The sequence below is a fragment of the Halohasta litorea genome, assembly GCF_024494645.1.
GTDB classification, from domain to species: domain Archaea; phylum Halobacteriota; class Halobacteria; order Halobacteriales; family Haloferacaceae; genus Halohasta; species Halohasta litorea.
In genome coordinates this window covers 269,213-295,074 of the sequence record NZ_JANHDJ010000001.1, presented here as the reverse complement: position 1 = coordinate 295,074, position 25,862 = coordinate 269,213, and the positions used below count along the sequence as shown (strand labels likewise).

25 protein-coding genes and 2 pseudogenes are annotated in these 25,862 nt (G+C 56.5%); 12 read left to right on the top strand and 15 right to left on the bottom strand.

Going from position 1 to position 25,862, the window contains the following annotated elements; translation table 11 throughout:
* Positions 1-66 precede the first annotated feature (66 nt).
* Genes NO877_RS01585 through NO877_RS01575 form a run of 3 tightly spaced genes read left to right on the top strand, consistent with a single transcriptional unit; the run spans position 67 to position 2,889 of the window.
* On the top strand, positions 67-282 hold the full coding sequence (locus NO877_RS01585; protein ID WP_256394541.1) for a zinc ribbon domain-containing protein: 216 nt from the start codon (positions 67-69) through the stop codon (positions 280-282).
* Between the two features lie 3 nt (positions 283-285).
* Positions 286-486 carry a DUF8143 family protein gene (locus NO877_RS01580; protein ID WP_256394540.1) on the top strand — a complete coding sequence of 67 codons (201 nt, stop codon included), beginning with the start codon at positions 286-288 and terminating at the stop codon, positions 484-486.
* 48 nt (positions 487-534) lie between these two features.
* Entirely contained in the window at positions 535-2,889 is a 2,355-nt protein-coding gene (locus NO877_RS01575) for a DEAD/DEAH box helicase (protein WP_256394539.1), read from the top strand.
* Between the two features lie 6 nt (positions 2,890-2,895).
* Here NO877_RS01575 and ppk1 read toward each other — a convergent pair whose 3' ends face one another.
* Both ppk1 and NO877_RS01565 read right to left on the bottom strand, forming a co-directional pair.
* Complete coding sequence (gene ppk1 / locus NO877_RS01570; RefSeq protein ID WP_379826930.1) at positions 2,896-5,298, bottom strand: polyphosphate kinase 1; 2,403 nt, start codon at positions 5,296-5,298, stop codon at positions 2,896-2,898.
* 98 nt (positions 5,299-5,396) lie between these two features.
* Complete coding sequence (locus NO877_RS01565) at positions 5,397-6,113, bottom strand: metallophosphoesterase family protein (RefSeq protein WP_256394537.1); 717 nt, start codon at positions 6,111-6,113, stop codon at positions 5,397-5,399.
* Between the two features lie 183 nt (positions 6,114-6,296).
* Between NO877_RS01565 and NO877_RS01560 the strand changes: the two genes are divergently transcribed.
* From NO877_RS01560 to NO877_RS01550, 4 genes and pseudogenes are all read left to right on the top strand, one after another.
* Complete coding sequence (locus tag NO877_RS01560; RefSeq protein WP_465262054.1) at positions 6,297-6,614, top strand: DUF7999 family protein; 318 nt, start codon at positions 6,297-6,299, stop codon at positions 6,612-6,614.
* Entirely contained in the window at positions 6,611-6,763 is a 153-nt protein-coding gene (locus NO877_RS01555) for a hypothetical protein (protein ID WP_256394535.1), read from the top strand. The genes NO877_RS01560 and NO877_RS01555 overlap by 4 nt, the downstream gene beginning before the upstream one ends.
* Before the next feature lie 9 nt (positions 6,764-6,772).
* Positions 6,773-7,069 (top strand): annotated as a pseudogene (locus NO877_RS19875) (hypothetical protein); the annotation flags it as partial.
* A gap of 29 nt (positions 7,070-7,098) precedes the next feature.
* Positions 7,099-7,636, top strand: a pseudogene (locus tag NO877_RS01550) (transposase); the annotation flags it as partial.
* A 152-nt stretch (positions 7,637-7,788) separates the two neighbouring features.
* Here NO877_RS01550 and NO877_RS01545 read toward each other — a convergent pair.
* Genes NO877_RS01545 through phnD form a run of 5 tightly spaced genes read right to left on the bottom strand, consistent with a single transcriptional unit; the run spans position 7,789 to position 12,277 of the window.
* On the bottom strand, positions 7,789-8,643 hold the full coding sequence (locus NO877_RS01545) for a glycerophosphodiester phosphodiesterase (RefSeq protein ID WP_256394534.1): 855 nt from the start codon (positions 8,641-8,643) through the stop codon (positions 7,789-7,791).
* A gap of 42 nt (positions 8,644-8,685) precedes the next feature.
* Complete coding sequence (gene phnE, locus NO877_RS01540) at positions 8,686-9,480, bottom strand: phosphonate ABC transporter, permease protein PhnE (RefSeq protein WP_256394533.1); 795 nt, start codon at positions 9,478-9,480, stop codon at positions 8,686-8,688.
* A complete protein-coding gene (gene phnE / locus NO877_RS01535; protein WP_256394532.1) occupies positions 9,480-10,295 on the bottom strand; it encodes a phosphonate ABC transporter, permease protein PhnE in 816 nt (271 codons plus the stop codon). The genes phnE (NO877_RS01540) and phnE (NO877_RS01535) overlap by 1 nt, the downstream gene beginning before the upstream one ends.
* 5 nt (positions 10,296-10,300) lie before the next feature.
* Positions 10,301-11,116: a phosphonate ABC transporter ATP-binding protein gene (gene phnC, locus NO877_RS01530; protein WP_256394531.1), complete on the bottom strand. Its 816-nt coding sequence runs from the start codon at positions 11,114-11,116 to the stop codon at positions 10,301-10,303.
* A gap of 30 nt (positions 11,117-11,146) precedes the next feature.
* On the bottom strand, positions 11,147-12,277 hold the full coding sequence (gene phnD / locus NO877_RS01525; RefSeq protein ID WP_256394530.1) for a phosphate/phosphite/phosphonate ABC transporter substrate-binding protein: 1,131 nt from the start codon (positions 12,275-12,277) through the stop codon (positions 11,147-11,149).
* A 349-nt stretch (positions 12,278-12,626) separates the two neighbouring features.
* Here phnD and NO877_RS01520 point away from each other — a divergent pair, with 349 nt between their 5' ends.
* Positions 12,627-13,892 (top strand): MgtC/SapB family protein, encoded by a 1,266-nt coding sequence (locus tag NO877_RS01520; protein WP_256395164.1) that lies wholly within the window; start codon positions 12,627-12,629, stop codon positions 13,890-13,892.
* 4 nt (positions 13,893-13,896) lie between these two features.
* Here NO877_RS01520 and NO877_RS01515 read toward each other — a convergent pair whose 3' ends face one another.
* Positions 13,897-14,568 (bottom strand): phosphoglycolate phosphatase, encoded by a 672-nt coding sequence (locus NO877_RS01515; RefSeq protein ID WP_256394529.1) that lies wholly within the window; start codon positions 14,566-14,568, stop codon positions 13,897-13,899.
* Between the two features lie 224 nt (positions 14,569-14,792).
* Here NO877_RS01515 and NO877_RS01510 point away from each other — a divergent pair, with 224 nt between their 5' ends.
* Positions 14,793-15,578 (top strand): HAD-IIA family hydrolase, encoded by a 786-nt coding sequence (locus tag NO877_RS01510; RefSeq protein WP_256394528.1) that lies wholly within the window; start codon positions 14,793-14,795, stop codon positions 15,576-15,578.
* Positions 15,579-15,611: 33 nt separating this feature from the next.
* Positions 15,612-16,367: a sulfite exporter TauE/SafE family protein gene (locus NO877_RS01505; protein WP_256394527.1), complete on the top strand. Its 756-nt coding sequence runs from the start codon at positions 15,612-15,614 to the stop codon at positions 16,365-16,367.
* A gap of 393 nt (positions 16,368-16,760) precedes the next feature.
* Here NO877_RS01505 and NO877_RS01500 read toward each other — a convergent pair whose 3' ends face one another.
* The 5 genes from NO877_RS01500 to NO877_RS01480 form a co-directional block, all read right to left on the bottom strand.
* On the bottom strand, positions 16,761-17,780 hold the full coding sequence (locus tag NO877_RS01500; RefSeq protein ID WP_256394526.1) for a phosphate signaling complex PhoU family protein: 1,020 nt from the start codon (positions 17,778-17,780) through the stop codon (positions 16,761-16,763).
* Positions 17,781-18,163: 383 nt separating this feature from the next.
* The gene (gene pstB, locus NO877_RS01495) at positions 18,164-19,099 is read right to left on the bottom strand and encodes a phosphate ABC transporter ATP-binding protein PstB (RefSeq protein ID WP_256394525.1); all 936 of its coding nucleotides are present in this window, start codon (positions 19,097-19,099) and stop codon (positions 18,164-18,166) included.
* Positions 19,100-19,101: 2 nt separating this feature from the next.
* Positions 19,102-20,739 carry a phosphate ABC transporter permease PstA gene (gene pstA / locus NO877_RS01490; protein WP_256394524.1) on the bottom strand — a complete coding sequence of 546 codons (1,638 nt, stop codon included), beginning with the start codon at positions 20,737-20,739 and terminating at the stop codon, positions 19,102-19,104.
* Positions 20,740-20,779: 40 nt separating this feature from the next.
* Complete coding sequence (gene pstC, locus NO877_RS01485; RefSeq protein ID WP_256394523.1) at positions 20,780-21,712, bottom strand: phosphate ABC transporter permease subunit PstC; 933 nt, start codon at positions 21,710-21,712, stop codon at positions 20,780-20,782.
* A 78-nt stretch (positions 21,713-21,790) separates the two neighbouring features.
* Positions 21,791-22,795, bottom strand: a complete 1,005-nt coding sequence (locus NO877_RS01480; RefSeq protein WP_256394522.1) for a PstS family phosphate ABC transporter substrate-binding protein — start codon at positions 22,793-22,795, stop codon at positions 21,791-21,793.
* Between the two features lie 585 nt (positions 22,796-23,380).
* On the opposite strand from NO877_RS01480, the gene phoU reads away from it, so the two are divergent.
* Entirely contained in the window at positions 23,381-24,043 is a 663-nt protein-coding gene (phoU, locus tag NO877_RS01475) for a phosphate signaling complex protein PhoU (RefSeq protein ID WP_256394521.1), read from the top strand.
* A gap of 10 nt (positions 24,044-24,053) precedes the next feature.
* Here the strand turns inward: phoU and NO877_RS01470 are convergent, their stop codons facing one another.
* A complete protein-coding gene (locus NO877_RS01470) occupies positions 24,054-24,416 on the bottom strand; it encodes a hypothetical protein (RefSeq protein ID WP_256394520.1) in 363 nt (120 codons plus the stop codon).
* A 260-nt stretch (positions 24,417-24,676) separates the two neighbouring features.
* On the bottom strand, positions 24,677-25,075 hold the full coding sequence (locus tag NO877_RS01465; protein WP_256394519.1) for a 2Fe-2S iron-sulfur cluster-binding protein: 399 nt from the start codon (positions 25,073-25,075) through the stop codon (positions 24,677-24,679).
* 132 nt (positions 25,076-25,207) lie between these two features.
* Between NO877_RS01465 and NO877_RS01460 the strand changes: the two genes are divergently transcribed.
* The gene (locus tag NO877_RS01460; protein ID WP_256394518.1) at positions 25,208-25,861 is read left to right on the top strand and encodes a DsbA family protein; all 654 of its coding nucleotides are present in this window, start codon (positions 25,208-25,210) and stop codon (positions 25,859-25,861) included.
* Position 25,862 lies beyond the last annotated feature (1 nt).

Here is a 25,862-nt window from a genome sequence, read left to right as displayed (position 1 = left end):
TTACTCCCTGTCGCGGTGACTGTCCAGGGGAAAATTAATACCACTATTGACGCAATTCACGGATGTATGCCCTTCGATGAGACGGACGACAGCGGCTGTCCGAAATGTGGCCACACCGAAGCGGAAGTCGACAAGATCTCGACGACCGGCGGCGGTCTGAGCAAACTGTTCGACATCCAGAACCGCGGCTTCAAGACGGTGTCGTGTACCAGCTGCGGCTACACCGAGCTCTACAAATCCGACGCCGGGTCGAGCGATCTCCTGGACATCTTCCTCGGGTAGCCCATGATCGAACTCCTCGTCATCCTGCTTTTCGCCGTCGGCGGTCCCCTGCTGCTCTGGTGGGCGATTCGGTCGGAGACCGACGACAACCGAGTCACGGATCGACAGGCCGCCGAGCGAGCGGTCCGCGCCGACACGAGCACTGAGCGAGATGGACAGCGAAACACACCGACAGAGAGTGGGTCCGACGAGACGCGACTGTAACCACAACCGCACCACAATCGGTATGTCGCCAGCCCGCCGAGACCGACTGTGAACGAGTTGGTCGACTGGCTCCGCGGCCGCCCTTACTACGACGGCCAGATCGCCGCCCACCGAACGCTGCCAGCCCGCGGGGCCACCCATGCCGACCTCGACCTCGAACCGCGGCTCGAATCCGCCCTCGCTGACCGCGGCGTCGATTCCCTTTATAACCACCAGGCCGACGCCATCGAGGCGGTCCGCGAGGGCGATAACGTCGTAATCGCTACCGAGACCGCCAGCGGCAAGTCGCTGGCCTACACCGTCCCGGCCTTCGAGCGGGCGATGGACCACGGCGGCCGCACCCTCTATATCGGCCCGCAGAACGCCCTCATTGCCGACCAGCAGGAATCGCTCTCGGACCTCGCTCGGGGCCTCGGCTTCGCCAGCCGGGTGTCGGTCGACCAGTACACTGGCCGCCTTTCGAAAACGGAAAAACGCGACGTGCGGGATCGCAGGCCAACTGTCGTCCTCTCGAACCCGGATATGCTCCACTACGCGCTGTTGCCGTATGCCGACCGGCTCTGGGAGTGGTTCTTCTCGTCGCTTGAACTGGTCGTGATCGATGAGGTCCACAGCTACCGCGGCGTCTTCGGCACGCAGGTCGCCCTCGTGCTGCGGCGGCTCAACCGGCTCTGTGAGCAGTTCGACAGCCAGCCACAGTTCGTCTGCTGTTCGGCAACTATCGGCAACCCGGTCGAACACGCCAGCCGGATCACCGGCCGCGAACAGGGGACGTTCCGGCTCGTTGACGACGACACCAGCGCCCGCGGGCCACGCCACTGGCTGCTGTGGAACCCTCCGGAGTACGGCGACGGCTGGCAGGACCGCGGGTCAGGACGACGAAAATCGAGTCACACCGAAGCCAAACAGCTATTTGTCGATCTCGTCTCCCGTGGGCACCAGACGCTCGCCTTCACTCGCGCCCGGCAGGCCGCCGAGCAGTACGCCACCGAGAGCAGCCAAGAACTCCGCGAGCGCGGCGAGAGTGACCTCGCCGGGAAGGTTCGGGCCTATCAGGCCGCCCTGAAACACGACACCCGCCGCGAGATCGAGGCCGACCTCCAGTCGGGTGATCTGCGGGGGATCTGGAGCACCAACGCCCTGGAACTCGGGGTTGATGTTGGTGGACTTGATGCGGTGATCCTGGATGGCTACCCAGGAACCCGAATGTCGGCCAGCCAGCAGGCCGGACGGGCGGGCCGCGGCACCGACCCCGCGCTGGTGGCGTTTGTCGGCGGCGAAGACCAACTCGACCAATTCCTGATGAAACACCCCGAGGAGTTCTTCGAAGCCGACCCCGAACGCGCGGTTTCGGACCCCGAGAACCGGGAGCTACTGCCGGACCATATCGCCAGCGCGGCGGCCGAAAACTGGCTGTCGGTCGGCGACGAGACCTTCTTCGGCGACGCCTTCCCCGAGATCGTCAGCCAACTGGAAGCGGAGGGTCGGCTCGAACGCCGCCAGACGAACGACGGTCTCCGGTGGACCTACAGCGACGACGGCAGCCCCCAACACGAGATGAGCCTCCGGACGGTCGGGGATCGGGAGGTGGACCTCCTGGACGCCCGTTCCAACGACGTGATCGCCACCCTCGGTTTCGACGACGCCCTCCGGGACGCCCACCGCGGGGCGATCTACCACCAGCAGGGCCAGACCTACGAGGTGAGCAAACTGAATCTCGATCGTGATGTAGCCGAACTCCAGCCGACGTGGGCCGACTACTACACACAGGTGCTGTCGGACAAATCGATCGTCGTTAATCAGGACCTGACTAAAAAACCGCTGCCGTACGGCGATGCGAGCGAGGAGTCGTCGACGGTCCACTACGCGGATGTGACCGTCACCGAGCAGATCACCGGCTTCCAGCGGAAGGACCGCAAAACGGGCGACGTGATCGGCGAGGAGGCCCTCGATCTCCCCGAAACGACACTTCGAACCAAGGCACTGTACTTCACGGTGCCGCCTGCCGTCGAGAGCGACCTCCGAGCCGACCACACCGACGACGAGTTCAACGGCGGCATTCACGCTGCGGAACACGGGATGATTTCGCTGTTCCCGTTCATGTTGCTCTGCGATCGCGGCGACATCGGTGGTATCTCGACGCCCTACCACACCCACACTGATCGGTCGACTGTCTTCATCTACGACGGCTACCCCGGCGGCGTCGGCCTCACCGAGGCCGGATTCGAGATCGTCGACGACCTCATGGCGCGGACGGCCGAGCTGATAAACGACTGCGACTGTGCCGACGGCTGTCCGGCCTGCGTCCAGTCGCCGCAGTGTGGTAACGGGAACGAACCACTGACGAAAGCGCCCGCAGTGCGACTGCTCGAAACGTTGAGCCAGTCAGAATCAGACCAGTAGAGACCCCTATTGGTCGAACGGCTCTTCTAAATACACGTCATCGAGGTCGACGGCGGTCTCCCGCTGGTCCGGCTCGGCGGTCTCGTACTCGGTGGGTGTATCGGGAACTGCCTGACGAGCCCGCTGCATCAGCTGCTCGTGGGCGATCTGCTGTGGTCCGTCTCCAGGACGCTGCTGGACGTACCGCCCGGTGGCATCCATCTCCCAGCGCTTGCGGTTGTCCCCCAGCAGGGAGTCGAGAATTCGATCCAGCTCGTCCTGGAGCGTCGCGTTTTCCACGGGTGTGACCGCCTCGACCCGGCGGTCGAGGTTCCGCGTCATCCAGTCCGCGGAGCCGATGTAGTACTCCGGCTCACCGGCGTTCCCGAACTTGAATATCCGCGAGTGTTCAAGGAACCGCCCGACGACGCTGTGAACCCGGATCGTCTCGCTCAACCCGTCGATCCCCGGTCGGAGCCGACAGATCCCGCGGACGATGAGATCGATGTCGACGCCAGCCTGCGAGGCGGCGTACAGCTCGCGGACGATGTCGGGATCTTCGAGGGCGTTCATCTTGGCGACGATCCGCCCCCCGTGGCCGGCTCGGGCGTGGTCGGCCTCCCGCCGGATGAGGTCGGTCATGCGGTCCCTGAGCGTCTCGGGGGCGACCAGCAGTTTCCGGTAGGATTCGTGTTGGGAGTGGCCGGTAAAGGAGTTGAACAGTTGGACGAGATCCTGCCCGATATCGCGGTCGTCGGTGAACAGCCCGAGATCCTCGTAGCTTTTGGCGGTCTCCGAGTGGTAGTTGCCGGTGGCGATATGCGAGTAGAGCTCGACGTCGTCGGTCTCGCCCTCGTCGCGGACCGCCAGGGCGACCTTGCTGTGGGTTTTCAGGCCGATCGTGCCGTAGGTGACGTGGATGCCCTCCTCCTCTAAGCGTTTGACCCACCGGAGGTTGTTCTCCTCGTCGAAGCGGGCTTTGAGTTCGACCATCACCGCGACCTGTTTGCCGTTTTTGGCGGCTTCGATCAGCGACTGGATCACCTGTGAGTCGGGAGCCGTCCGATAGATGGCGACCTTGATCGCGAGTGTGTCGGGGTCGTGGGCCGCCGTATCGAGGAACGTCTGGACCGTGTTGGTAAACGAGTGGTAGGGATGATGGACCAGAATGTCGTCGTCAGCGATCTCGCCGAACAGGTCGTCAGGTCGGTCGCTGTCATGGCCGAGAAACCGCGGATGGGGCTGTGGCTCCCACGACGGCAGTGTGAGCGCGTCGGTGTCGAGTTCCAGGAGCCGGAAGAAGTCTTGGAAGCCGAGCGGCTCGGGGCGTTCGAACAGTTCGCGCTCGGTGATCTCCAGCTGGTCGACCAGCAGCGACCGGACCTCGCTCGGCATATCGGCGTCGACCTCGACCCGCACGACAGTCGCAAACCGGCGCTGGCGGAGCACGTCCTCGATCATCTCGATCAACCCTTCGGCGACCTCTTCGTTTCGCCTGACCTCGGCGTTCCGCGTCACCCGGAACGTCGAACAGTCCAGGACCTCGACGTTGGGAAACAGCAGATCGATGTTGGCCGCGATCACCGATTCGAGCCGGACGAACCGGCCGCCATCGGCGTGGGAGACGGCCGTGTCGTCGTCCGGGACAACCGGTTGCTCATCGGTCGCGGAGACGGGGACGAGCCGGGGCCGGTTCTCCGGGAGTTTCACCCGCGAGAACTTCTTGGTCCCGTCGTCGTCGACCGACAGCACCGCCAGCGAGAGGCTCAAATTCGAGATGAACGGGAACGGATGGGCCGGATCGAAGGTCAGCGGCGTCAGCGTCGGCAGCACCGCCCGCTCGAAGTACGATCGGAGCGCTGCGGTCTCTTCGCCGGAGAGCGACTCGTAGTCGACGATTTCGATCCCGTTGTCGGCGAGGGCGGGTTTGACCGCCTCGTGGTAACACCGCGATTGGGTCTCGAAGATCGGCCGAGCGAACTCGAGTGCCTCCCCCCACTGTTCGTGTGGGGCCCGCCCGTCGACGGTCTCGTCGGTCACCTCGGCGTCGATCTGCTGTTTGAGCCCGCCGATCCGTTTCATGAAGAACTCGTCCATGTTCTTGGTGAGGATGGCGAGGAACTTCAGCCGCTCAAGCGGCGGGTTCTCGTCGTCGAGCGCCTCGTAGAGGACGCGCCACTGGAAGGAGAGCTCGCTGAGCTCGCGGTTGAGATACGCCGCCGGGTTCGCAAGCTCGTCGCCGGTCCCCGCGGTGCCGTCGCGGATCGCTTCCCACTCGACGGCCGTGTGGCCGTTGGTGTCTCCCGACTTGGCAATCGGCGGCGTTCGCGGTCGGCTGTCGGTCCGCCACGTCGACGGCGAGAGGTCGATCGGGGAATCGTCCGTCTTGGAGGGCTGGTCGGTCGGTATGTCACTCTCCTCGGAGTGCATCGTGATCTCGGTGTGATCGGCGTTGGGCTCTCTTTTTTCCGGGGCGATCCATAACGACTGCAGCCGATCCAGCAGCGAGTCGGGGGCGGACTGCTCGGTCATTTGGGAACGCAGGTGTACTCGGCATCGATCGACTGGGTGGGCTCGATGAACTTCTCGTCGCGGCGGTCGACGACCGTCTCGGCGGCCGAAACCGCGATCAGTTCGTCGCGCCGCCAGTCGTAGGCCGTCAGCTCGCCGCCGTACACACAGCCCGTATCGAGGCCGACGGCGTGCTCCCGGACGATCGGTGCTTCGAGCACCGTGTGGCCGAAAAAGACCCGTTCGGGGCCCGCGTACTCCTCGAACCAGTACGGCGGGTCGTAGCTCCCGCCGGGAACCAGCGATCGGGTGTTCTGGAAGTCGTCGACGCTATGGTCGGCCCGCGGCTTTTCGGGGTCGATCCCGCCGTGAACGACCAGCGTATCGGGCAGCGTGATGACGACCGGCAGCGAGGCGATCCACTCCAGATCGTCGTCGGTGAGTTCCTCGAGGGTCTTGTCGCCCCGCAGGAGTTTCTCCTCGTTGTTGCCGCGGACGGTCAGCATGTTCGGCGCGTTTCGGACCCGGTCGAGGACCCCCTTGCTGTCGGGGCCTTTGCGAACTAAATCGCCGACGAACACAAGCAGATCATCGTCCGAGAGGTCCAGTGCGGCACAGAGCGTGTCGAGTTCGGCCCGGCACCCATGGGGGTCGCCGACGATGTAGATGTTCTCCCAGTCGGCGGCCGTCACGTGTCGGTGAGGAACGTCGGTAGACTCCAGGAACGCGGTCATTGAATCTCTGAGGAAGCCATCGAACCGGTAGTAATAAACGGTTGGTAAGACCCCTCCTGACTGATATATAGTACTCTATGAATCCCTCGTGCCGTCGTCTGGTTATATAGTATGTATACTACTATCGGAGGATTAGTATTACACATAGTCGGCTTTACATAAAACGCGCGCCGACGGTTATCTATGCGGGTGGCATCGTCGACACGGCACAGATCGTGTACAGTGACGGTCGAACAGAACCGGTACGGGGCGATGACACTCCGGTCGGCAGCAGACCGAACCTATCAGGTCGTCGGCAGCGAGAGTCCGGCGGTCGAAGAGACGTTGGCCCGACTGACCGCCGGGAGTGAGGTGTCGGTCACGCTGACTCGGGCCCACGGTCGCGGTGACGGCTGGTATGTGGCGGCCGTCGACGCCCCCGAGGTGGCCCGCCCGGCGATCCACGAACGGACGGGAACGACTGACCGGCCGGAGCCGTCGTTCCGGCGGGAGTCGCGATGAGCGCCGACCGGGCCGATACTGTCGGAGTCAGTCGGCGACTCCCGAGCAGGGCGACAGTTCGGGAGGGACTGCTCACGCTCGTCTATCTCATCACACTGGTAGTCGGGAGCTCGCTGCTCGTCACCCTCGAACTGGTTGTCCGGCTCTAACCGCTCCGGATGAGGGTGACCGCTGTCCATCTATATATAAATCATAGCTGTTTTTACATAAGTCGGCGGGTAATTCATACGTGTATGTCCGATGGCAGGCAGCTTCCCCCACGAGGCGGCGTTTCACTGCCCGACGAACTCCAGGACCTCCAGATCGGGATCGTGGTCCACGACCCCGAAACCGGGGCGATGCTGGACGCCAACCGGCGGCTCGAAGCGCTGTACGGCTACACCGCCGCGGAGTTGCGGGAGCTGACCGTCGAGGCGATCAGTGCCAACACCTATTCGTACACCCAGCGGGCCGCCCAGCGTCGGATCACGGCGGCCGCCGAAGGAACCCCCCAAGAATTGGAGCGATTGATGCGACGTACTTCGAGCGCTCGCCTGCGAGCCGCTCGTACAGTACCAAGACAAAATACGACGTACAAGATCTCAAGGCAACGAAAGTCGTTGATACAGACACGAACGTTATCCTTGATTTACACTGCACAACCACCAAAGAAGGGAGTGACGCTGACATCTACAAGCAACTCGCCCGCGTGCTTGCGGGCGAGTTGCAGGCTCTCACCGCCGACAAGGGCTACGACTGCACGTGGTTGCACGAATACCTTCGAGAAGATCTCGGCATCCATCCACTGATCAAGCACTGCATCAACAAGCCCTACGATCACGCCCACAACGACCGGATTAACGATGATCTCTACCACCAACGCTCTATGTCAGAAAGTGTCTTCTCGTCGGTCAAGCGCGCTGGGCGTTGCCCTGCGAGCGCGTATCTGGTACCGAGAATTTCGTGAGCTTGCGGTGATGTGTGCAGTCTATAACATCAAGAAGGCCGCAGACCAAGAGATTCCGATCCCTTCGGGCGATTAAACACGCCCCTTCCAATGGAAGCGCAACGATATTGAAGTCCCTACCGTCGACACTGTGAGTCAATGTTTAGATGATTGAGCAAAGTCGTATCCCATTACAGGTATGAGGTCCATAACACAGGATTCCAAACGGTCATAGTTGTCTGTTCGGGGTTATGAGTCTAATTCCGCGGCCGAGAGCAGGTCTGGATAATCGGCGATGATACCATCGATACCAGCAGCAACGAGTTCTTCAATCTCAGATGAGGTAGTGACAGTGAATACATTTACATTGTGACCCTGATCGTGAGCAGTTTCAATCAATTTGGTATCTTCCCAAGGCCCCTCTGTATAATATGGATCTCCAAAGAACGACGTTTGTTCAACCATATTATACGGTGCGTGAACTGCTTTAGCACCATATCTTTTTGAAATTTTGAGCCCGCGGTCAATCGAATTCCAAAGTAGTGGTGCAACTGGATAGTCTGACAGTTCATCAACGAGCGCTAACGGAGCTTCGTAGAATGATGAAATAAGGAAATCATTATTATATTGTCCGATAATGTTTAGAAGATCTACAACAAAATCACCCCAAATATCTTTTTGAACCGAGATTTGTTGACCAGAAAGTAACTTATCAAAAAATACATTCGATGATCCCGGATTTTTTATCTCAATATTAACGCCAATATGATTAGGGATCGCTGCGAGCAATTCAGTTAGAAGTGGAATTGTTTCACCACTTTGGCCAATTTCACACTCAATAACTTTTTTTGTAGGCAATTCCCAAATATATTCACAATTTATGCCAGAGTGGTGATTGGTGTTGGTGTGGTCAGATAAGGATTCATCATGGTGAACAATAATGTCATTTTCCATTGTTGGCATCACGTCGATCTCAATTAGGTCAGGGATATTCGACTCGGGCAGATCGGATGACCGGTGACCTGAAGCTGCAGATACCGCTTTGATAGTATTTTCAGGATAGACACCAGCAAACCCGCGATGCGCAATTAAATCTATATTCATATATGACACACAGAGTAATAAAACGAAATTAGGAAAGTGTATTTACATCACTTTCTTCCGGAGATACGCCGATACGGCTTCACTCACAAGAACAAGACCAAGAATCGCAATAAGGATTGTTAGGACAGCTTCCCAATTGAAATAATTGATTTCAGTCTGTAACGGGACACCAATACCACCTGCACCAACGAATCCGATAATTGTGGATGCACGGACATTTATGTCCCAACGGAGTGTCGTAACACTGATGAATGCCGGCTTAATCTGAGGAACGATACCGTATATAAGCACGTCTAGTTGAGATGCCCCAACGGCGGTTACAGCTTCAACTGAGCCTTTGTCAATTTCTTCGATCGCTTCAGCGATTAGCTTAGCTGTGAACCCAATCGACCGAACAGCGATTGCTAAGACACCTGCAAGAGCTCCTGGCCCAAACACCACAACGAAAATTAGGGCCCAAATGATGACATTGACAGATCTAGTAAAGGAAATAATAAATTTCCCGAATAGATATGTCGCTTTATTTGGAGTGGTGTTACTAGCACCCAAAAAAGCGACAGGGATAGCCATCAAGATAGCCAGTGCTGTACCAAGAATTGAGATGTTGAGCGTCTCAAGTAGAGCACCTGTGATTGTCGTTGAATATCCCACGTCAGGGGGATACATCCGGCTGAACAGATCTGCTAGCTCAACTGGAGCAGTGATGGCATAGCCATAATTGACTTCCATCGCACGCCATGCTGCAACAATAATCACAAGTCCAGCGAACAACATGAAGAAGCGGATGAGCCGCTCTCGGCGATCAAAGCGTTCCCATGATTCAGGGTTGCTAGACATCACTGAATCCTCCGTCGAGCAACCGCACTGATTCCTTCACCAATCATTACAATTACCACAATAACAGAGATAATGGCCATACTGAATTGGTAATCATATTTATCGAAGGAATTCAACAGTGTAATCCCGATACCGCCTGCGCCAACAATACCAACGACAGTACTGTGACGGAGATTGATATCAAGGCGGTAAATGCTGAGTCCAACGATTCGAGGCATTACCTGTGGGAGGACACCGTAGAGATATCTCTGAATTGAATTCCCACCAACAGCTGTGACTGCCTCCATTTGTCCGTGATCAATATCTTCAATCTCTTCAGCAAGGAGTTTCGCGAAGAACCCTATCGTTTTGAATGCAAGGGCAAGTACGCCAGCAAGCGGTCCAAATCCGACTGCCTTGACCATAACAATTGCAACAATTAGCTCGTGAAGAGACCGAGTTGTTGCGACGATACTACGGCCAATATAGTAGATCGGACCAGGCACCAAGTTGTCCGAAGCCATAACTGCGACAGGGATGCTGATGATGATCCCAATCACAGTGGCAACAATCGCCATGACGATACTCTCAATTATACCCTGAATGAGGAGTTCACGTTGTGTCGGCGTGTATGCGGGGGGTAGCATACTTGAGATGAGTTCAACGCCAGCTCCTAACCCTTGAATAAACCGGGCAGGCGACATTCGAAGGTTCCAGAAGCTGTAGGCGAAGAACAGCAATATCAGCGCGTAAATTCCATACTTGACATTCTTGCTATAGAATGCAGTTGGTCGCTCCCACGACCCGTTGGCTGTTGAGCCAGGCTCAGCTGCCATAGAGTTTAGTCACCCCGTTCGACAACTGCATCACTTATATTAGTCTCCGCTTCGGAACTTGCCATCTGTTTTTGCTCAAGTGATTCTCCCCCACGATAGATCTCGTCTCTTGCCTCTTCATCAAGTTTGTCAGCAGAGCCATTGAATACGACTTCACCGTTGCTAAGACCGATTATTCGGTCAGCATGTTCAATAGCTAGGTCGACCTCATGGATATTAATGATAACTGGAATATCATCCTCATGCGCGATATCCGTCAAGAGGTTCATGACCTCTCTAGACGTTTCTGGGTCCAATGCACTAGTTGGCTCGTCAGCTAGTAGGATCTTTGGACGTTGGATAACTGCACGAGCGATCCCAACCCGTTGTCGTTGCCCACCAGAGAGTTCATCGGCTCGGTTATTTTCGACACCATCTAAGTTCACGCGACTGAGGATTTCGCGTGCGCGACTGATATCTTCTGGTGGAAAGTTCCGGCGGAACGCGTCCCAAGTACTCAGATAGCCGAGTCGTCCGGAGAGAATATTCTCCATTACAGTTAGGCGCTCGACAAGATTGAACTCCTGGAATATCATCCCCATATCGCGCCGGGCATTCCGGAGTTCTGACTGTCCAAGATCCGTTAATTCTTTCCCATCCAAAGTAATTGAACCACCAGTTGGCTCTGTTAACCGGTTGATACTCCGGATAAGGGTGCTCTTACCAGCGCCGCTTGGCCCAATAATTGCGACGATTTCGTTCCCACTGACTTCAAATGAGACTGATTTAAGCGCTCTATCACCAGTATCATACGTCTTTTCTAATTCAGTTACTTCGAGCATAATATATATTAAATTTAATGTGTTTTAAAGTTATTCTCCAACGTTATCGATTTGGTAACTAATGTCGTTGTTCTCCTGAATCTGTAGGATAACATCGTACACGGTCGCGTAATCGATCTCGGTCCACGTCCCACGACCACCGAACACCTCTGCAATTCTAGTATCAGAGTAGTCATAATCAATGAACGCAGATCTAATACCGTCTTGAATTTCCGGCGTCAAGTTGTACCGGTAACAGAAACTCGTCGTCGGGAATGGGTTACTTGCCCAGACAACCTTCAGATTGGTTGGATCAATGTTGTCAGCCTCGGCAACACGAGTAACACACGTGCTACAAACAGGCGCAGCATCATAGTCACCGTTGGCTACCCCAAGAATACCCTGTTCGTGACCACCAGAGTATGACACCTCATAATCCTCACCAGGTGTGACACCCTGATTGGAGAACAAGGCGCGCGGAGCTAAGTTACCAGAGTTCGACGATGGTTCAGCATGTGCAATGCGCTTACCAGAAATGTCTTCTAAGGAATTGATGCTATCATTGTCTGCCTGAGTTGCAAGCCAGAGACGGTAACCGAAGTCACCTTCTTGTGAGACCTGCAGAGAGAACGGTACAGCACCAGCTAAATTCACAGCAAACGGCGTCGGACCGGTCGAAAAGCCAGCGACATGGAGTCGCTCAGACCGCATAGCTTCAACCTGAGAAGCGTATGAATTAAGTGGGAAGTATTCAACATCCTTCCCGGTTTCCTCTGAGATATTATCCATGAGGGGCTGCATCGTGTCCCGATAGACTGCGGGGTCCTCAGTGGGAGTCATCGCAAATGCGATCCGGTCAGGATCGATGAGTTCACTTTCATCATCGGGAGTCTCCTGTACTGGTTCGCCGTAGCGAGGTTCGTCCCGATTTTCCATATTCTCGAGATCCTCGAGTGAGCCAGTCTGGAATCCAGCATCAATGAGTGTATTCATCAGCTGGGGGAATTCAGGGTTAGCAGGATCAAACTCAGCGTAATTATTACTGGAACTACTACTGTTTCCACCGCTACTGGATTCGTCTTCCTCATTATTATTTTGTTCAGTACATCCTGCGGCGCCCACTGCGAGGGCAGCTGCACTAGTTTTCAAAACCGAACGTCGGTCAAGTGGTTGATTACTCATTGTCAACACTATCAATCATAAAAGATAGGTAAAAAAGTCTTTTTATTATATATATGATATATAAAAAGGTGCTAAAAATGGGTTTATTCGCCCTCTTAGCGTACTTTAGCTATTATACATCAGACAAAAATGTATGACTTAGTTCTGTCACTTATGACTAAGAGTGTGGTGTAGTGTCTGATTATTTATATTTTTTGGTGATTACCCGTGCGTCAAGGGTAACACCTATTACCTATCACTATGTTTGCCTCCATAGACACAATAGAGATACATAGTCTATATAAATATGCCGGAACTCATATTAACAGCCCTGAATTTCACCGTGGACAATATTACTAATCAGGCCATGATGGTAGGTATAGAAACATTTGCACTCGATACAGAGATCCTCAATCTCTTCATTGCTGGATCGCTGGGGATGCTACTTGGTCTTGAACGAGAATGGTCTAACAAGTCTGCAGGCATCCGAACATTCACGTTAACTAGCTTAATTGGCGCAGCAGCAATGTCTCTAGACGAAACTGTGCTATTAGCATTGGGAGGAATACTAGTTTTAGTTCAAGGAAGTCTACTGGGTGTCCAAGGTTTGGTAGCGCAATCAAAGGAATCAATCAGTAGTTCAGAATTTAGTTTATCTCTGACGACATCGACCTCACTACTTGTCGCGTACGCGGTAGGCATACTTGTAGGTGCAGAGCATGTTCTTATTGGCGTCATCATAGGAATTACATCCTCATTCTTACTTGTACTACGAGGCGAGCTTCATGGGTTCGTGGACCAGCTCTCACGAGAAGAGGTGCGGAGTGCAGGCGAATTTGCAATTATTGCCTTTGTCGTCTATCCACTACTTCCTGTGGGTACTTACGGCCCTTGGGATGCTATTAATCCCAGGCTAGTCTGGACACTCGTGATCGCGGTGAGCGGCATCGGATTTGTCAATTATATTGTGATGCAGCGGTACGGAAGTATGGGCATAGCTGTAACCGGTTTCTTTGGGGGCCTCGTCAATTCCACGGCTGTAATCGGTGAAATCGCAGGACGTGCGAAAAACAATGTAGGAATCACAAGGCTCGCAGTAGGGACAATATTGATAGCTGATGCAGCGATGGCTGTCCGAAATCTAGCAATAATTGTCGTATTTGTTCCAGAATCAGCTATCAGTGTTGGATTACCTCTCGGTTTGATCGCTATCAGTGGTATTGGGCTTGCGTTCTACGATAATGATTGGGAAGGTGAACTGAACCTCGACTTCAATTCGCCGTTTAGTAGTGCAAATGCATTCAAATTCGGGCTGCTCTTCCTCGGAGTATTAGTACTAACAGCGGGAGCACAGCGGTTCTTTGGAACTACTGGATTCCTGCTTACCAGTTTTCTTAGTGGTATTGTATCAAGTGGAACCACGACTACTACAGCAGTTTCACTATCTTCAACAGGTCAAATCTCTCCAGCAGTAGCAGCGCAAGGTGTTCTTGTTGGCACGCTTTCGAGTATACTCGTTAAAATCGGATTTGCAGCAAGTATCAATCGATCACTACTGAGGCCGATAGTACGAAAATCAATGTACTTGTCCGTGATGGGAATTATTGGCGTAGTTATTAGTGTTCAATTGATATGAAAAATCAATCCGAACAGAGGATATCGAGTGCTTCGATGGTCCCTGCAGAGAAGGGACTATCAGTAACCTCATCAGCAGCTGCTTCTGCAGATGCATCACAATTAGCCACAGAAAATGAGTATTTACACACATCAAACATTTCAGAGTCGTTCTCCGAGTCACCGATTGCGACGAAGTCAGTCGTTTCAAGCCCTAATTCCTCAGCTACGTACGCGAGCCCACCAGCTTTCGAGATGCTCGGTGATTTGACATGGTAGGAATAACCGGTGTCGACAACTGTTTGTCCATGTGCTTCCGCGAACTCGGACAGTACACTGACATCGACAGTAGTTGCGACAGAAACTTCTGTTTCCCGCCATCGGTTGTGAAGATCATTGTCTCCACGCTGGATGTCGTAACCAGCAGATTCGAACGAATAAACGGCGTTTCGAGCAGCTTTCCCGTCACCGAGAATAGCGACGGAGTCATCAGTGCAGGCGACGCCACCATTTTCAGCGACGACTTGAGTCGGTATCCCAATAAATTCACAGAGGGCTACAGGGTACGGAAATGCTTTTCCAGTAGCTATAACAACAGGTTCTGGCCAGTCATGGAGAATGTCAAACAACTTAGGATCAATTCCACCGTCTGGTTGGGTCATAGTGCCGTCAATATCTATTGCCACAGGAGTCGACATAAGTCAAAATAGCAATCAGTGTTAATAAATTTTTGTGTCAAAGTTATATTTAATCTATAGGTTGTTTATTCAATATAATTCGCTATATAGTATTATGAATGAATAGCAAAAATATTAATACACATATCTCGTACCTTGCAGGGTATGTTGGTAATAAACCAATTTGAGCGCGGCAAGCATCGGCACAAAATAAAATCAGGACCCCTAGTTATTGGGTTGGATTCATGACATATAATGCTGCAATAGTCGATCTTGATGGGACGGTATATCGAGGAAAATCACTAATTCCCAACGCAGCGGAGGGGATAAAAACACTTCGTGAGGCTGGGATCCAAATTTTATTTGTCACAAACAAGCCAATTGATAGGCGTGAAAAGTATTGTGATAAGCTCAATGATTTGGGAGTGGGTTGTAATCCTGATGAAATTATAACCTCCGCTACTGCATCAGCAGATTATTTGTCCCAGAATCATTCAGAAGCTGAAGTCTACGTCGTTGGGGAGAAAGCATTGGTGGAGGAACTACACTATGCGGGAGTACAAACAACAACCTCACCGCAAAGGGCTAATGTTTTAATTGCATCAATTGATTTCGACTTCGACTATCAAGTCCTCCAAGATGCATTGACTGTACTAAGCGAGAAGGGTACAATATTCGTTGCGACAAACCCAGACCAGACCTGTCCTATTGATAACGGAGAAATACCTGATGCAGCAGGAATGATTGGTGCAATTGAGGGGGTAACCGGCCGTGAATTGGATCAATTGATCGGAAAGCCCTCAAACGTAATCCTTCAGATGGCTTTGAATCGATTGGACACCGATCCAGAACAGTGTTTGATGATTGGAGATCGTCTTGAGACAGATATCAAGATGGGTAACCAGGCAGGGATGACGACAATATTACCAATGACTGGAGTTACTAGTCATGTAGATATTCGGCAGGGTGAGGTAGATGTTGACCATGTCGTGTCAGATCTGTCGGAGCTGGCAGAAAACATAACATTATAATCTGAACAAATTGCGACTATGGATGTGTAATTTGTGGAATTAATTATTTTAATGGCTGCTATCGGAGTGATAAGTGGAAGTATTGGTGGAATTGGTGGTCCGGGAGGCGTACCAGTACTACTCCTGCTAAATCTTGGCATTGCTCTGTCACCGCCAGTCGCTGCTGCGACCGCAAGTAGTATCTTTGTGATTGCAACGATAACTGCGACTGGGCTTTACTATTATAGTGACGGGATCGACTGGCTTTTGGCTGCTTCTGTCGGGGTTCCAGCACTTATTGGGACACGTATTGGCGCGCAAGTTACTCCGAAGCTCCCGGTTCACGTATTCGAAACAATATTGGCTGGAATCCTATTACTCACTACGATCGGTATTGTGTACCAACAGCGTCACTCATCATCATCCCCTTCAGAATATGCGCTGGAATGGAGAACGGCTCAAATTTTAGTAAAAATCACGCTCAGTAGCTCGTTGATTGGAGTAATTGCAGGTCTCACTGGTATTGGTGGACCAGCACTGACCGTTCCTCTGCTGATCTATTTTGGAATCGCTCCTATTACAGCTATTGGGGCTGGGTTGGCTAGCGGTATCTTGATTAGTATAAGTACGGCCTTAGGCCATGTTTTTCAGGGTAATACCCCTGCTTTTTACCCGTTTATCACCATTGGAGTCCCATACATTTTCTCACAGGTTATCGGATGGAGATTTGCGCATAACGTTTCAAAAAAGACGGTGTCATATACTATCGCGGGGGTAGCAGTATTGGGAAGCGTTCTTTTATTTGTTTAATAATATCAGAAATAGTGAAGCCACTGCTTCGCGATCAGGCTCGGTACTAGTCATCCCGCGTTGATTACGATGGCGACGATGACGAAGCCAGCAAGTTGCGAAACGCATCGAGGAAGTTATCACGGAAGACGGCGCACAGATCCAGTACGAACCATTCTGAGGTACACCCGTCCTGACCGTGTTGGTGTATTCTTGTGTCGGGACCGTCATCCCCATCTCGAATATCGAGCTCCGGATGGTAGACAAGGCTAATGTTGGAGATCGAAGCCCTCGACGAGTATACCGAGACGACAGCCAAACGACGCGACAGGGAACACGGTCTCCTTCTATCTCCCGCCGAAAGCGCCGCCGGACGACACCACGAAGTAATAGCGGGTCTGTCGTCGACCGGCCTCAGTCGTGGGTCGACGACGAGCCGGGGGTGGGGGCGGCCTTCTGGAGGGCAGTCTCGGCGATGTTGCCGCCGTAGTCGGCGGTCCGCGAGACGGAATCGACGATCCGGCCGACCAGCTGGGCCCGTGCCGGATCGAGTTCACGGAGCAGTTCGTCGATCCCGCGGGCGGTCGCATCGACGTCACGGACGCGCTCCCGAACGTCGTTGGCCAGCCGGGTGGCCTCCTCGCTGTCGTCGGTGAACAGCGCGTCCATCCCGCCGTCGATGACGGTGACGACCTCCGAATGGAGCTCGTCGATGGCGTCCAGCGCCTCCTCGGGGACCTCCTGTTCGATGTCCAGGGAGATGTGGGCGATCTTGGTCGCGTGGTCGCCGATCCGCTCCAGTTGGCGGGCGCTGGAATGATAGTCGAAACAGACCTCCCGCGGCAGCCCGAGCTCTTCGGTCGCCTTGGGGGTTCGGAGCGTGGCCCGGAAGATCCGCGAGACGACCATCCACAGCCGGTCGACGTCGTCGTCGCGCTGGATCACGTCGTGGGCCAGATCCCGGTCGAGATCCCGCAGCGCCAGCAGGGCGTCTTCGAGCATCGACGACGCGATGAGTCGCATCCGCGTGACCGCGTTGTGGATCGATAGCTCCGAGGAGTCCAACAGGTCCCGGATGACGATCTCGCCTTTGGTCTCCTCCAAGACTTCGAGGCCGACGAGACTCTGGGTGGCCTCCCGGATCGTCCGCCGCTGGTCGTTGGAGATTCGGGCGCTTTCCAGCCGGATAATGTCGAAGCCGCTGACGTACATCGTCGTCACCGCGCGAATCAGTTCGGTCCCCATCAGGTTCGTGATATCCAGCGTTCCCTCGGTTCGCTCGTCGGCACCCGCAGGTGTCATAAAGAGTGAATCACCCTCCGGGTAGAACTCGACGGTGCTCCCCGCGCTCACCCCGTTGTCGTTGGCCCACGATTTCGGAATCGAGACGGTGTAGGTCGACCCACCTGTCACTTGGACTTTCCGCGTCTCCATACCATACAGTCACGTGAGATACGTGATAAATGTACTCATATATGTAGTCATACGAATATCAACATAGTCTCGAATATCAGAGAAATAGCGTTCGAGAAGCGATTTTAGCGCAGTTTGCGCCAATAGATAATCTGTGATAAAACATAACGTACGTACTACTATATAGATTCAGGAACGGTATGTTTCTGTAGATGACCCCAACAGGGTGGAACAGATTTGGCTCCGCCAGCTGGACTAGCAACTGACGATCAAGAACATCTCGACGGATGTAGCCTCACAGATGTCGTGAGTACACTCACAGAAGAGACGCGGACAGCACACGATTCGTTCGCTCAGTGGCTCGAAACCGACCGAGCCCTGCGAAACCACCAGCCGCCGAGCAATCAGCCGAACTTGCCGGTGATGTAGTCTTCGACGCGCTGGTTGTCGGGGTTCTCGAAGATATCTTTGGTGTCGTCGTACTCCACGAGCTCGCCGCCGGTCAGGAAGACCGCCGTTTTATCCGAGATCCGGGCAGCCTGCTGCATGTTGTGCGTAACGATGATGACGGTGTACTCCTCGGAGAGATCGGCGATCAGATCCTCGATCTTCGAGGTGGCGACCGGGTCGAGTGCGCTCGCGGGCTCGTCCATCAGAATCACCTCAGGGTCGGGCGCGATGGCACGGGCGATACAGAGTCGCTGCTGTTGGCCGCCGGAGAGTTCGAGCCCCGACTCGTCGAGTCGCCCGTCGACCTCCTCAAGCAGGGCGGCCCGTTCGAGCGCACGCCGGACGGTTTCGTCGGTGACCGCCTCGTCCTGGACTTCGAGGCCGAAGGCGACGTTGTCGTAGATCGACTTGGGGAACGGGTTGGGCTGTTGAAACACCATGCCGATCTTCCGCCGCAGGGCGACCGGATCGACGTCCTCGTCGTAGATGTTTTTCCCCTCGAAGCGCACCTCACCGTCGACATTGGCGATATCGATGAGGTCGTTCATCCGGTTGAGACACCGGAGGAACGTCGATTTGCCGCAGCCCGAGGGACCGATGAGTGCGGTGACCTGCTTTTCGGGAATCTCCATCGAAACCGACTGGAGTGCCTGCTCGTCGCCGTAGTAGACGTCGAGGTCGCGTGTTTCGATGGCGGTCTCAGCCGCCTGCGGTCGATCCTCGTCATCGTCCGAGACGGTAAACGACGACGACACGTCGACGAGTTTCTCTGAGTCGCCGTCGGCTTCTGTTGGGTCGGACGTCGATTCGGCGTCATCTGTGGTCGAGACGCCGCCGTCGGTTGCGACTCGTCTCTGGTTTCGATCCGGTGAGGGGTCAGTAGGGGTCATGGTTATTGGGTCTGTTGTGAGCGGTTTCGGAGCACGATCGCCGCGGCGTTCATCGTCAACAGCACGACCAGCAGCGTCACGACACCCGCCGCGAGCACGCCGTATCGGAACTCGGTGGTGATTTGGGTCGACCACGAGAAGATCTGTCTCGGCATTGCACCGGTCCGACTCAAAAACGAGTCCGGTGCGATGCGAACGGTCGCCGGGATACCGATCATCAGCAGCGGTGCGGTCTCGCCGATCGCCCGGCCGAGCGCGAGGATCGTCCCGGTGAAGATCCCGGCGAGCGATTCGGGCAGGACGACGTTTCTGACCGTCTGCCACTTGGTCGCACCCATCGCATAGGAGGCCTGTCGGTGGGAGTCGGGAACCGCTCGGATCGCCTCCTGGGTCGAGATGATGACGATCGGGAGGATCAACAGGCCGACGGTGAAGCCAGCGACGACCGCCGTCCCACGGCCCATCCCGATGAGGTTGATGAAGATCGCCAGTCCGAGCACACCGTAGACGATCGAGGGGACACCCGCGAGGTTGGCGATGTTGACCTGAATCAGCTCCATCACGGTCCCGAAGCGACCCTGTGAGGTGGCATACTCTTCGAGGTAGATGGCCGCACCGATCCCGACCGGAAACGCCGAGAGCACGATCACGAGGAGAATGAGCACCGAGCCGACGAGCGTCGGATAGATCCCGGCTTCGGAGGGATCGGTGTCGTGAGCACTGGTCAGGAAATCCATATTGAGCCACGCGTCGGGACCGGCAAAGCCGAGCAGTTGGGTGACGGCCAGTCCGGCGAAGACGCCAGCAACGACGACGACGGGGAACGCGAGCCCCGAGAGGCCCTTGTCGTTGCGGACGACGTGTTCGACGTAGACGACGAGCGCGCCGACGATCGGCGCGGCGAAGACGAACCAACTCGTCGGATGGATACCGACCAGTGGACCGAGGCCCAGTCCGGCGAGCCCGCCGGCGACGGTGATCCCGGCGGCGATAGCGCCGTCACGGTCGGCGTCGCGAACGGCTCGCACGCGCCAGCCGACGATCGCCGCGACCGGCAGGACGAACCCGAGTATCAGCGAGAACAGCGCGTTCGGCAAGACCGGCAGGAGATACAGGAACTGACCGAGGCCGGGGAGGACCGTCGGAATCCCGACGACCACAAGCAGCGGCACGAGCACCGTCACCACGAGTCGCTCGGTAACGGCGTCGTGTCGCACACGCGAGTGGCCGACGACGAGACCGCCTGCAACGACGATCGAGACGACCAACACGAACCATTCGCGCGGCGAGACAATGTGGCGGAACAGCAGCCAGAGACCGCCGGAGGCAAGCGCGACCAACACGGGCAAACCGAGAGCCGTGTAGGCGACCTGGCCAGCCGACCGGTCGCGGCGGTAGTAGTAGCCCGCGAGCAGGGCGATGGGAACGACGACCGTGAGCCCCATCGTTGCGAGCCAGCCGGGATCGGCCGAAAACGGCCTGAACGCGTCGTTTGCGACGTACAGCAGGAAGACGAGCATCAACGCCAGGGTGAGCACGGTCGCACCGAGACAGGTCCACTTGAAGATGCGGCCACGGAGTCGACCGACCTTCTCCGCGGAGCCGAACCACGTCCCGGAGCTCGGTGTTTCGCTGGCCATTAGAGGCTCACCTCATCTGTGTGTCGGGGGTGTCGATCGATCATTGGTACACCTCACGGTAGCGGGCGGCGATGCGGTTGCTTGCGAGATTCATGAGGAACGTGATTGCGAAAAGCGAGAGGCCGATGGCGAACATGCTGTAGTACTCCGGCGAGCCACCGGTGGCGTCACTCGTGACGGCGTTGACCATCGCGGCGGTCATCGTCCGGCCCGAGCCGGCCAAACTGCCGAACGGATCGAGCGGGTCGAACAGGTTCGTCTGGAGGCCGCCAGCCATGACGACGATCATCGTCTCGCCGATCGCCCGCGAGAGGGCGAGGATGTACGACGAAAAGACCCCCGAGACCGCCGCCGGGATAACGATCCGCGTCGACACTTCGTACTTGGTCGCGCCGAGCCCGTAGCCCGCCTGTCGGAGCGAATCGGGCACGGCGCTCATCGCGTCCTCGGAGAGCGACGAGACCATCGGCACGATGAGGATGCCGACCATGATCGACGCGCTGAGGAGGTTGAAACTCCCGAGCGGGAGGCCGATGCTTCGAAGCCACGGTGTCAGGTAGACTAACGCGAGGTAGCCGTAGACGACCGTCGGGATCCCCGCGAGGATTTCGAGGGCGGGTTTGATCACCGACCGCATCTTCGGGCTCGCATACTCCGAGAGGTAGACGGCCGCCGCCGTGCCGATCGGGATCGCGACCAGCGCGGAGACGACCGTAACGATCAGCGTCGAACTCACGAGCGGCCAGACGCCGTAAAAGCCGTTTCTCGGTTCCCATTCGAGTTCGGTCAGAAAGCCGACGACCGACGTTTCGTCGAACCCGAAGAACGTGACTGTGTCGTATGCAAGCGTAAACAGAATGCTTGCGGTCACGAATATGGTCAGTGCTGCACAGGCAAACAACAACACACCGACCAGCCGTTCTTTGACGTCGCGGTCGGTCGCACCGCGCGTCAACGCTGACTCGCCATTCATTGGTGACTCATAGGTATTGTGTGGAAGGCTTAATTCATTCGTGATTCGACAGCGGGGACATCAGCGGACGCAGGCCGATTAGGCGTACTCTTCGAGCGTCGAGAGGTTCTCGTCGACTTGCTCTTGGTTGGAGGGGACGTAGCCGATGTCGTCGGCGATGAACTCCGCACTGGAGTTTTCGAGGTAGTACTCGGTGAACGCGTAGACCTGGTCTTTCTCGCTGAGCGAGTCGGCGCTGGCGTAGATGTACAGCGGCCGGGCCATCGGGTAGTCGCCAGCCTGTGCGGCCTCGAGGCTCGGAGCGGTCGGCTCATCGTCGGCGGTCTCGGCGATGTCAAGCGCCTTGAGCTGGTCTTGGTTCTCCTGGTAGTAGGCGTAGCCGAAGTAGCCGATCGCGTACTCGTTGTTCGAGATGCCCTGGATGATCGTGTTGTCGTCCTCGGTCGGCTCGTAGTCGCTGCGGTGGCTGCCGGCCTCGCCGACGACGTTCTCGGTGAACCAGTCGAACGTCCCGGAGGTATCGTCGGGGCCGAACAGTTCGAACTCTTCGTCGGGCCACTCCGAGTTGATGTCGGCCCACGTCTCGGCGGGGTCGTCGCCTCTCCAGATCTGGGCCAGCTCGTCGAAGGTCATGCTGTCGACCCAGTCGTTGTCGGGGCTGACCGCCATCGTCAGGGCGTCGCCCGCGATCTGGAATTCGACAGGTTCGACATCGTTTCCGCTACAGTCTTCGACCTCGGCGTCCTGGATCGGTCGGGAGGCACCGTTGATGTCCGAGGAGCCGGGACAGAAGTTGTTGGCGAAGCCGCCACCGCTGCCGGTCGAGTCGACGGTCACGTTGACGTTCCCGTTTTCGCTCATGAACCGCTGGGCAATCTCGTCGGAGACCGGAAAGACCGTACTCGATCCGGTAACGATGACCTCTCCGGAGAGACCATCGCCCCCGTCGTCGCTGCCACCGAGACCGCCATCGCCGGTGCTGGTACAGCCTGCGATGCCAACGGCACCGGCAGAGCCAGCACCGACGAGAAACTTCCGTCGCGATACTGCGTCGAGAGAACGGCCGTGGTCGTTAGCTGCCATCACCACTCTGTTTTGATACGGGATAAAAATACGATGCTATGAGTAGTATATACCCTCACAACACCAATATAGAACTATATAGATCGACTCCCGAACGCGGTGGTAGCCGAACCGGTCGGCCGTAGAGCACGCAGTGCGTGTCAGTTGCGTATTCGATGAGGGCAGCGTCAGTGCGGTCACTCATCGCCTCGACACCCAGTTCGGGTCGCCTTGCTGGCCGTGACAGCGGCTACCGCGACACAATCGGCTAACGGTTCACACCGACACGGTGGGATCGACCGGGGACGGTCGCCTCCACGTCTCGGCTCCGGGTTATACTGTCGGCATCGGGGACGGGGTTCACACTGGCTATATATTGCTACTGTGGCCTCCCCAACCGATGATACCGCTCTTAGCAGTCGATTTATGACTGGTTGCCGAAGGATCAGCCGACGAGCCGTCCCGGCACGTATCCTGATCCCTATGGCAACCCACCAGTCGGACTCTCCCGTTACGAGCGAGGAATCGAGCAGCGAACCCGCCCTGATCGGTTCCCGAGACCGCCTCCAGGAGAACACCCACAGTATGGGCACGGCCGGATAAGCGATGTCCCGCAGCGACTACCGCGAGCGGCTGGCGTGGCTCGAAACCGAGGTCATCCTGATGGCCGAGTTGGTCGTCGACCGCTATGAGGATGCCCTCACAGCCGCCGCCACCGGCGACCGCTGGCTCGCCGACGAGGTGGTGGCGGGCGACAGCGAGATCAACGAGCGGTATCTCGAACTCGAAGCCCAGTGTATGGACCTGATCGCCCTCCAGCAGCCGGTGGCCTCGGATCTCCGGCTGATTACGGCCTCGTTTAAGATCAGCACCGATCTCGAACGGATCGGCGATCTCGCAACCAATCTCGCCGCCCGGACCCGCGCCGGACACGAAGGGATACATCCCGCGGTCGACGTCGAAGCCCTCGGCAGCGATGCGGGCACAATGGTTGCGGCGGCAATCGAGGCCTACGAAGCGGGCGATCCGGCGGCCTGCCGGGCGGTCGCCGAACGGGACGACGGCCTCGATTCGGCCTGCGACCGGGCCACCCAGCGGGTCATTCGGTCGCTGCTCTCGGGGACCGACGGCGACCGGGAGGCTACCCGGACGGCCGCCTCCCGCGGCCTGCTGACGGTGCGGGACATCGAGCGGGTCGGCGACCACGCGGTCAACATCGCCGCCAGGAGTTTATATATGGTCGACGGCGATGATCAACTGCTTTACTGAGAGGTTAGATTTAGCGGGACGGTTCAAGCGACGGTAGCTTACCTTGCTGGCTTTTATAATAGATAAGTAGTACCATCGGAACACCGAACGCTGCAAGTCCGAGTAGTAGAAAAATAAATGCTAAATCTATCAGCGGGGGCATTCCATACGCACCCATTAACCCAATAATAAATAGAATCGAAGCTGAGAAAAGCGTAATAAGTGAAAAAATCGCACCATATGCAATGAGTTTTGCAAGCCAATTGTTCCTACTATCTTCCCTGTGATTTGGCCCCAGTCCAGCGATCAACAATCTTGAGCCAGCAACGATCACTGCGGCCAACAAAGCGATTACTTGTAAGCCCCCCAACGCAACTGACGAGACGGTTGCCATATCCATATGAAAACCAGTCGCTACGTCATTCTTTCCACTGTGGTGTGGTCGCTCGGGAATTATCCAGACCGCCGGTTCAACACCAGACGAGAATTTAGCTAGTTTCGACACCGCAGTACATTCGGTGAATCGCCTACACCGAGGTATCACAGCAACTCAAACTGATCGAACCGCTTTGCAAGACTCGCGCCCGCAGTCTCGCATTCAGTCGATAATGTTTTATAAATACCAGTATCCGAAGTAGTCGAACCGTTCGACACTCAGTCGGCGGCTGTCTCGCTCGGCCCCGGATCGGCATCGTCATCGGCCTCGTCACCCTCGTCGACCGGCGGCAGCGGTCCATCGGCGATCTTCGTCCCCCAGTAGCCCGGATACTTCTCGACCGCAACGTCGCCCATTACTTTCGTCTGACAGGAGAGTCGCAGATCGTAGTTCGGGTGGTGCGGCGGGACGAGCAGTCGGCCCTTCTCCCGAATCCCGACGTCGCTGACCTCGCCATCGACGGCGACCGCACAGGTACCACAGGAGGCAAACCCCTTGCAGTTGAACGTCTCGGCCTTCCCGTTGTGCGGCGAGAGCCCGGCCCGCTGGAGCACGTTCCGAAGCGTTTCGCCTTCCGTGCACTCGATCTCCCGGCCGCGAAACGTGACTGTCGGCATACACTGTTCTCTGTCGACATACCCCATAGTCCTATCGCCATTTCGGAGGGTGGCGGCCGGTTCGGGTGGCGTCGGTCTCACCACCGGCGGGGAGGTCAGTGGGCATATATATTGTCACACCTATGGGAAGATATGAAACAGACTCGGCGACGGTATCTCGCAGCGACGGGCGCAGTGACGGTCGGAACTGGGGTCGCGGGCTGTCTCGGTGGCGGCGGATCGGGAGCCGCCGACACCTCCCATAGCTGTGAGCTGACCGACCGTGATCCGGTCGACGAGCTACCACAGCCGACCGTCGGCAGCGACGAGGCGGCGGTCACCGTCGATCTCTTCGAGGATTTCGCCTGTCCGCACTGTGCGGATTTCGCGACGGATGATCTCGTCCGACTCGAAGAGGAGTATGCGGGCGACGAGGTCCGGTTCCGCCGGTTCGACTTCCTCGTCGTCAACAGCGACTGGAACGAGCCGGTGGCCAACGCCGCCCGGAGCGTCCAGAAGGAACTCGGTGACGAGGCGTTTTTCGAGTTCGCACGCGCGGCCTACGAGAGCCAATCGGAGTACTCCTGGCAGGTCATCGGCGACCTCGCCGAATCGGTGGGCGACGATCCCTGTCGGGTACTGAGCGACGCCAACGGCGGCACCTACGACGGGGTGCTACAGGCCGACCAGACCGCTGGCGAGGACCTCGGCGTCCCCGGCACGCCCGGGGCGGTCGTTGACGGCCAGCTCTTGGAGGGGGCCGCAAGCTACGACACCGTGAGCAGCGCTATCGACGCGAGCTTGTAGC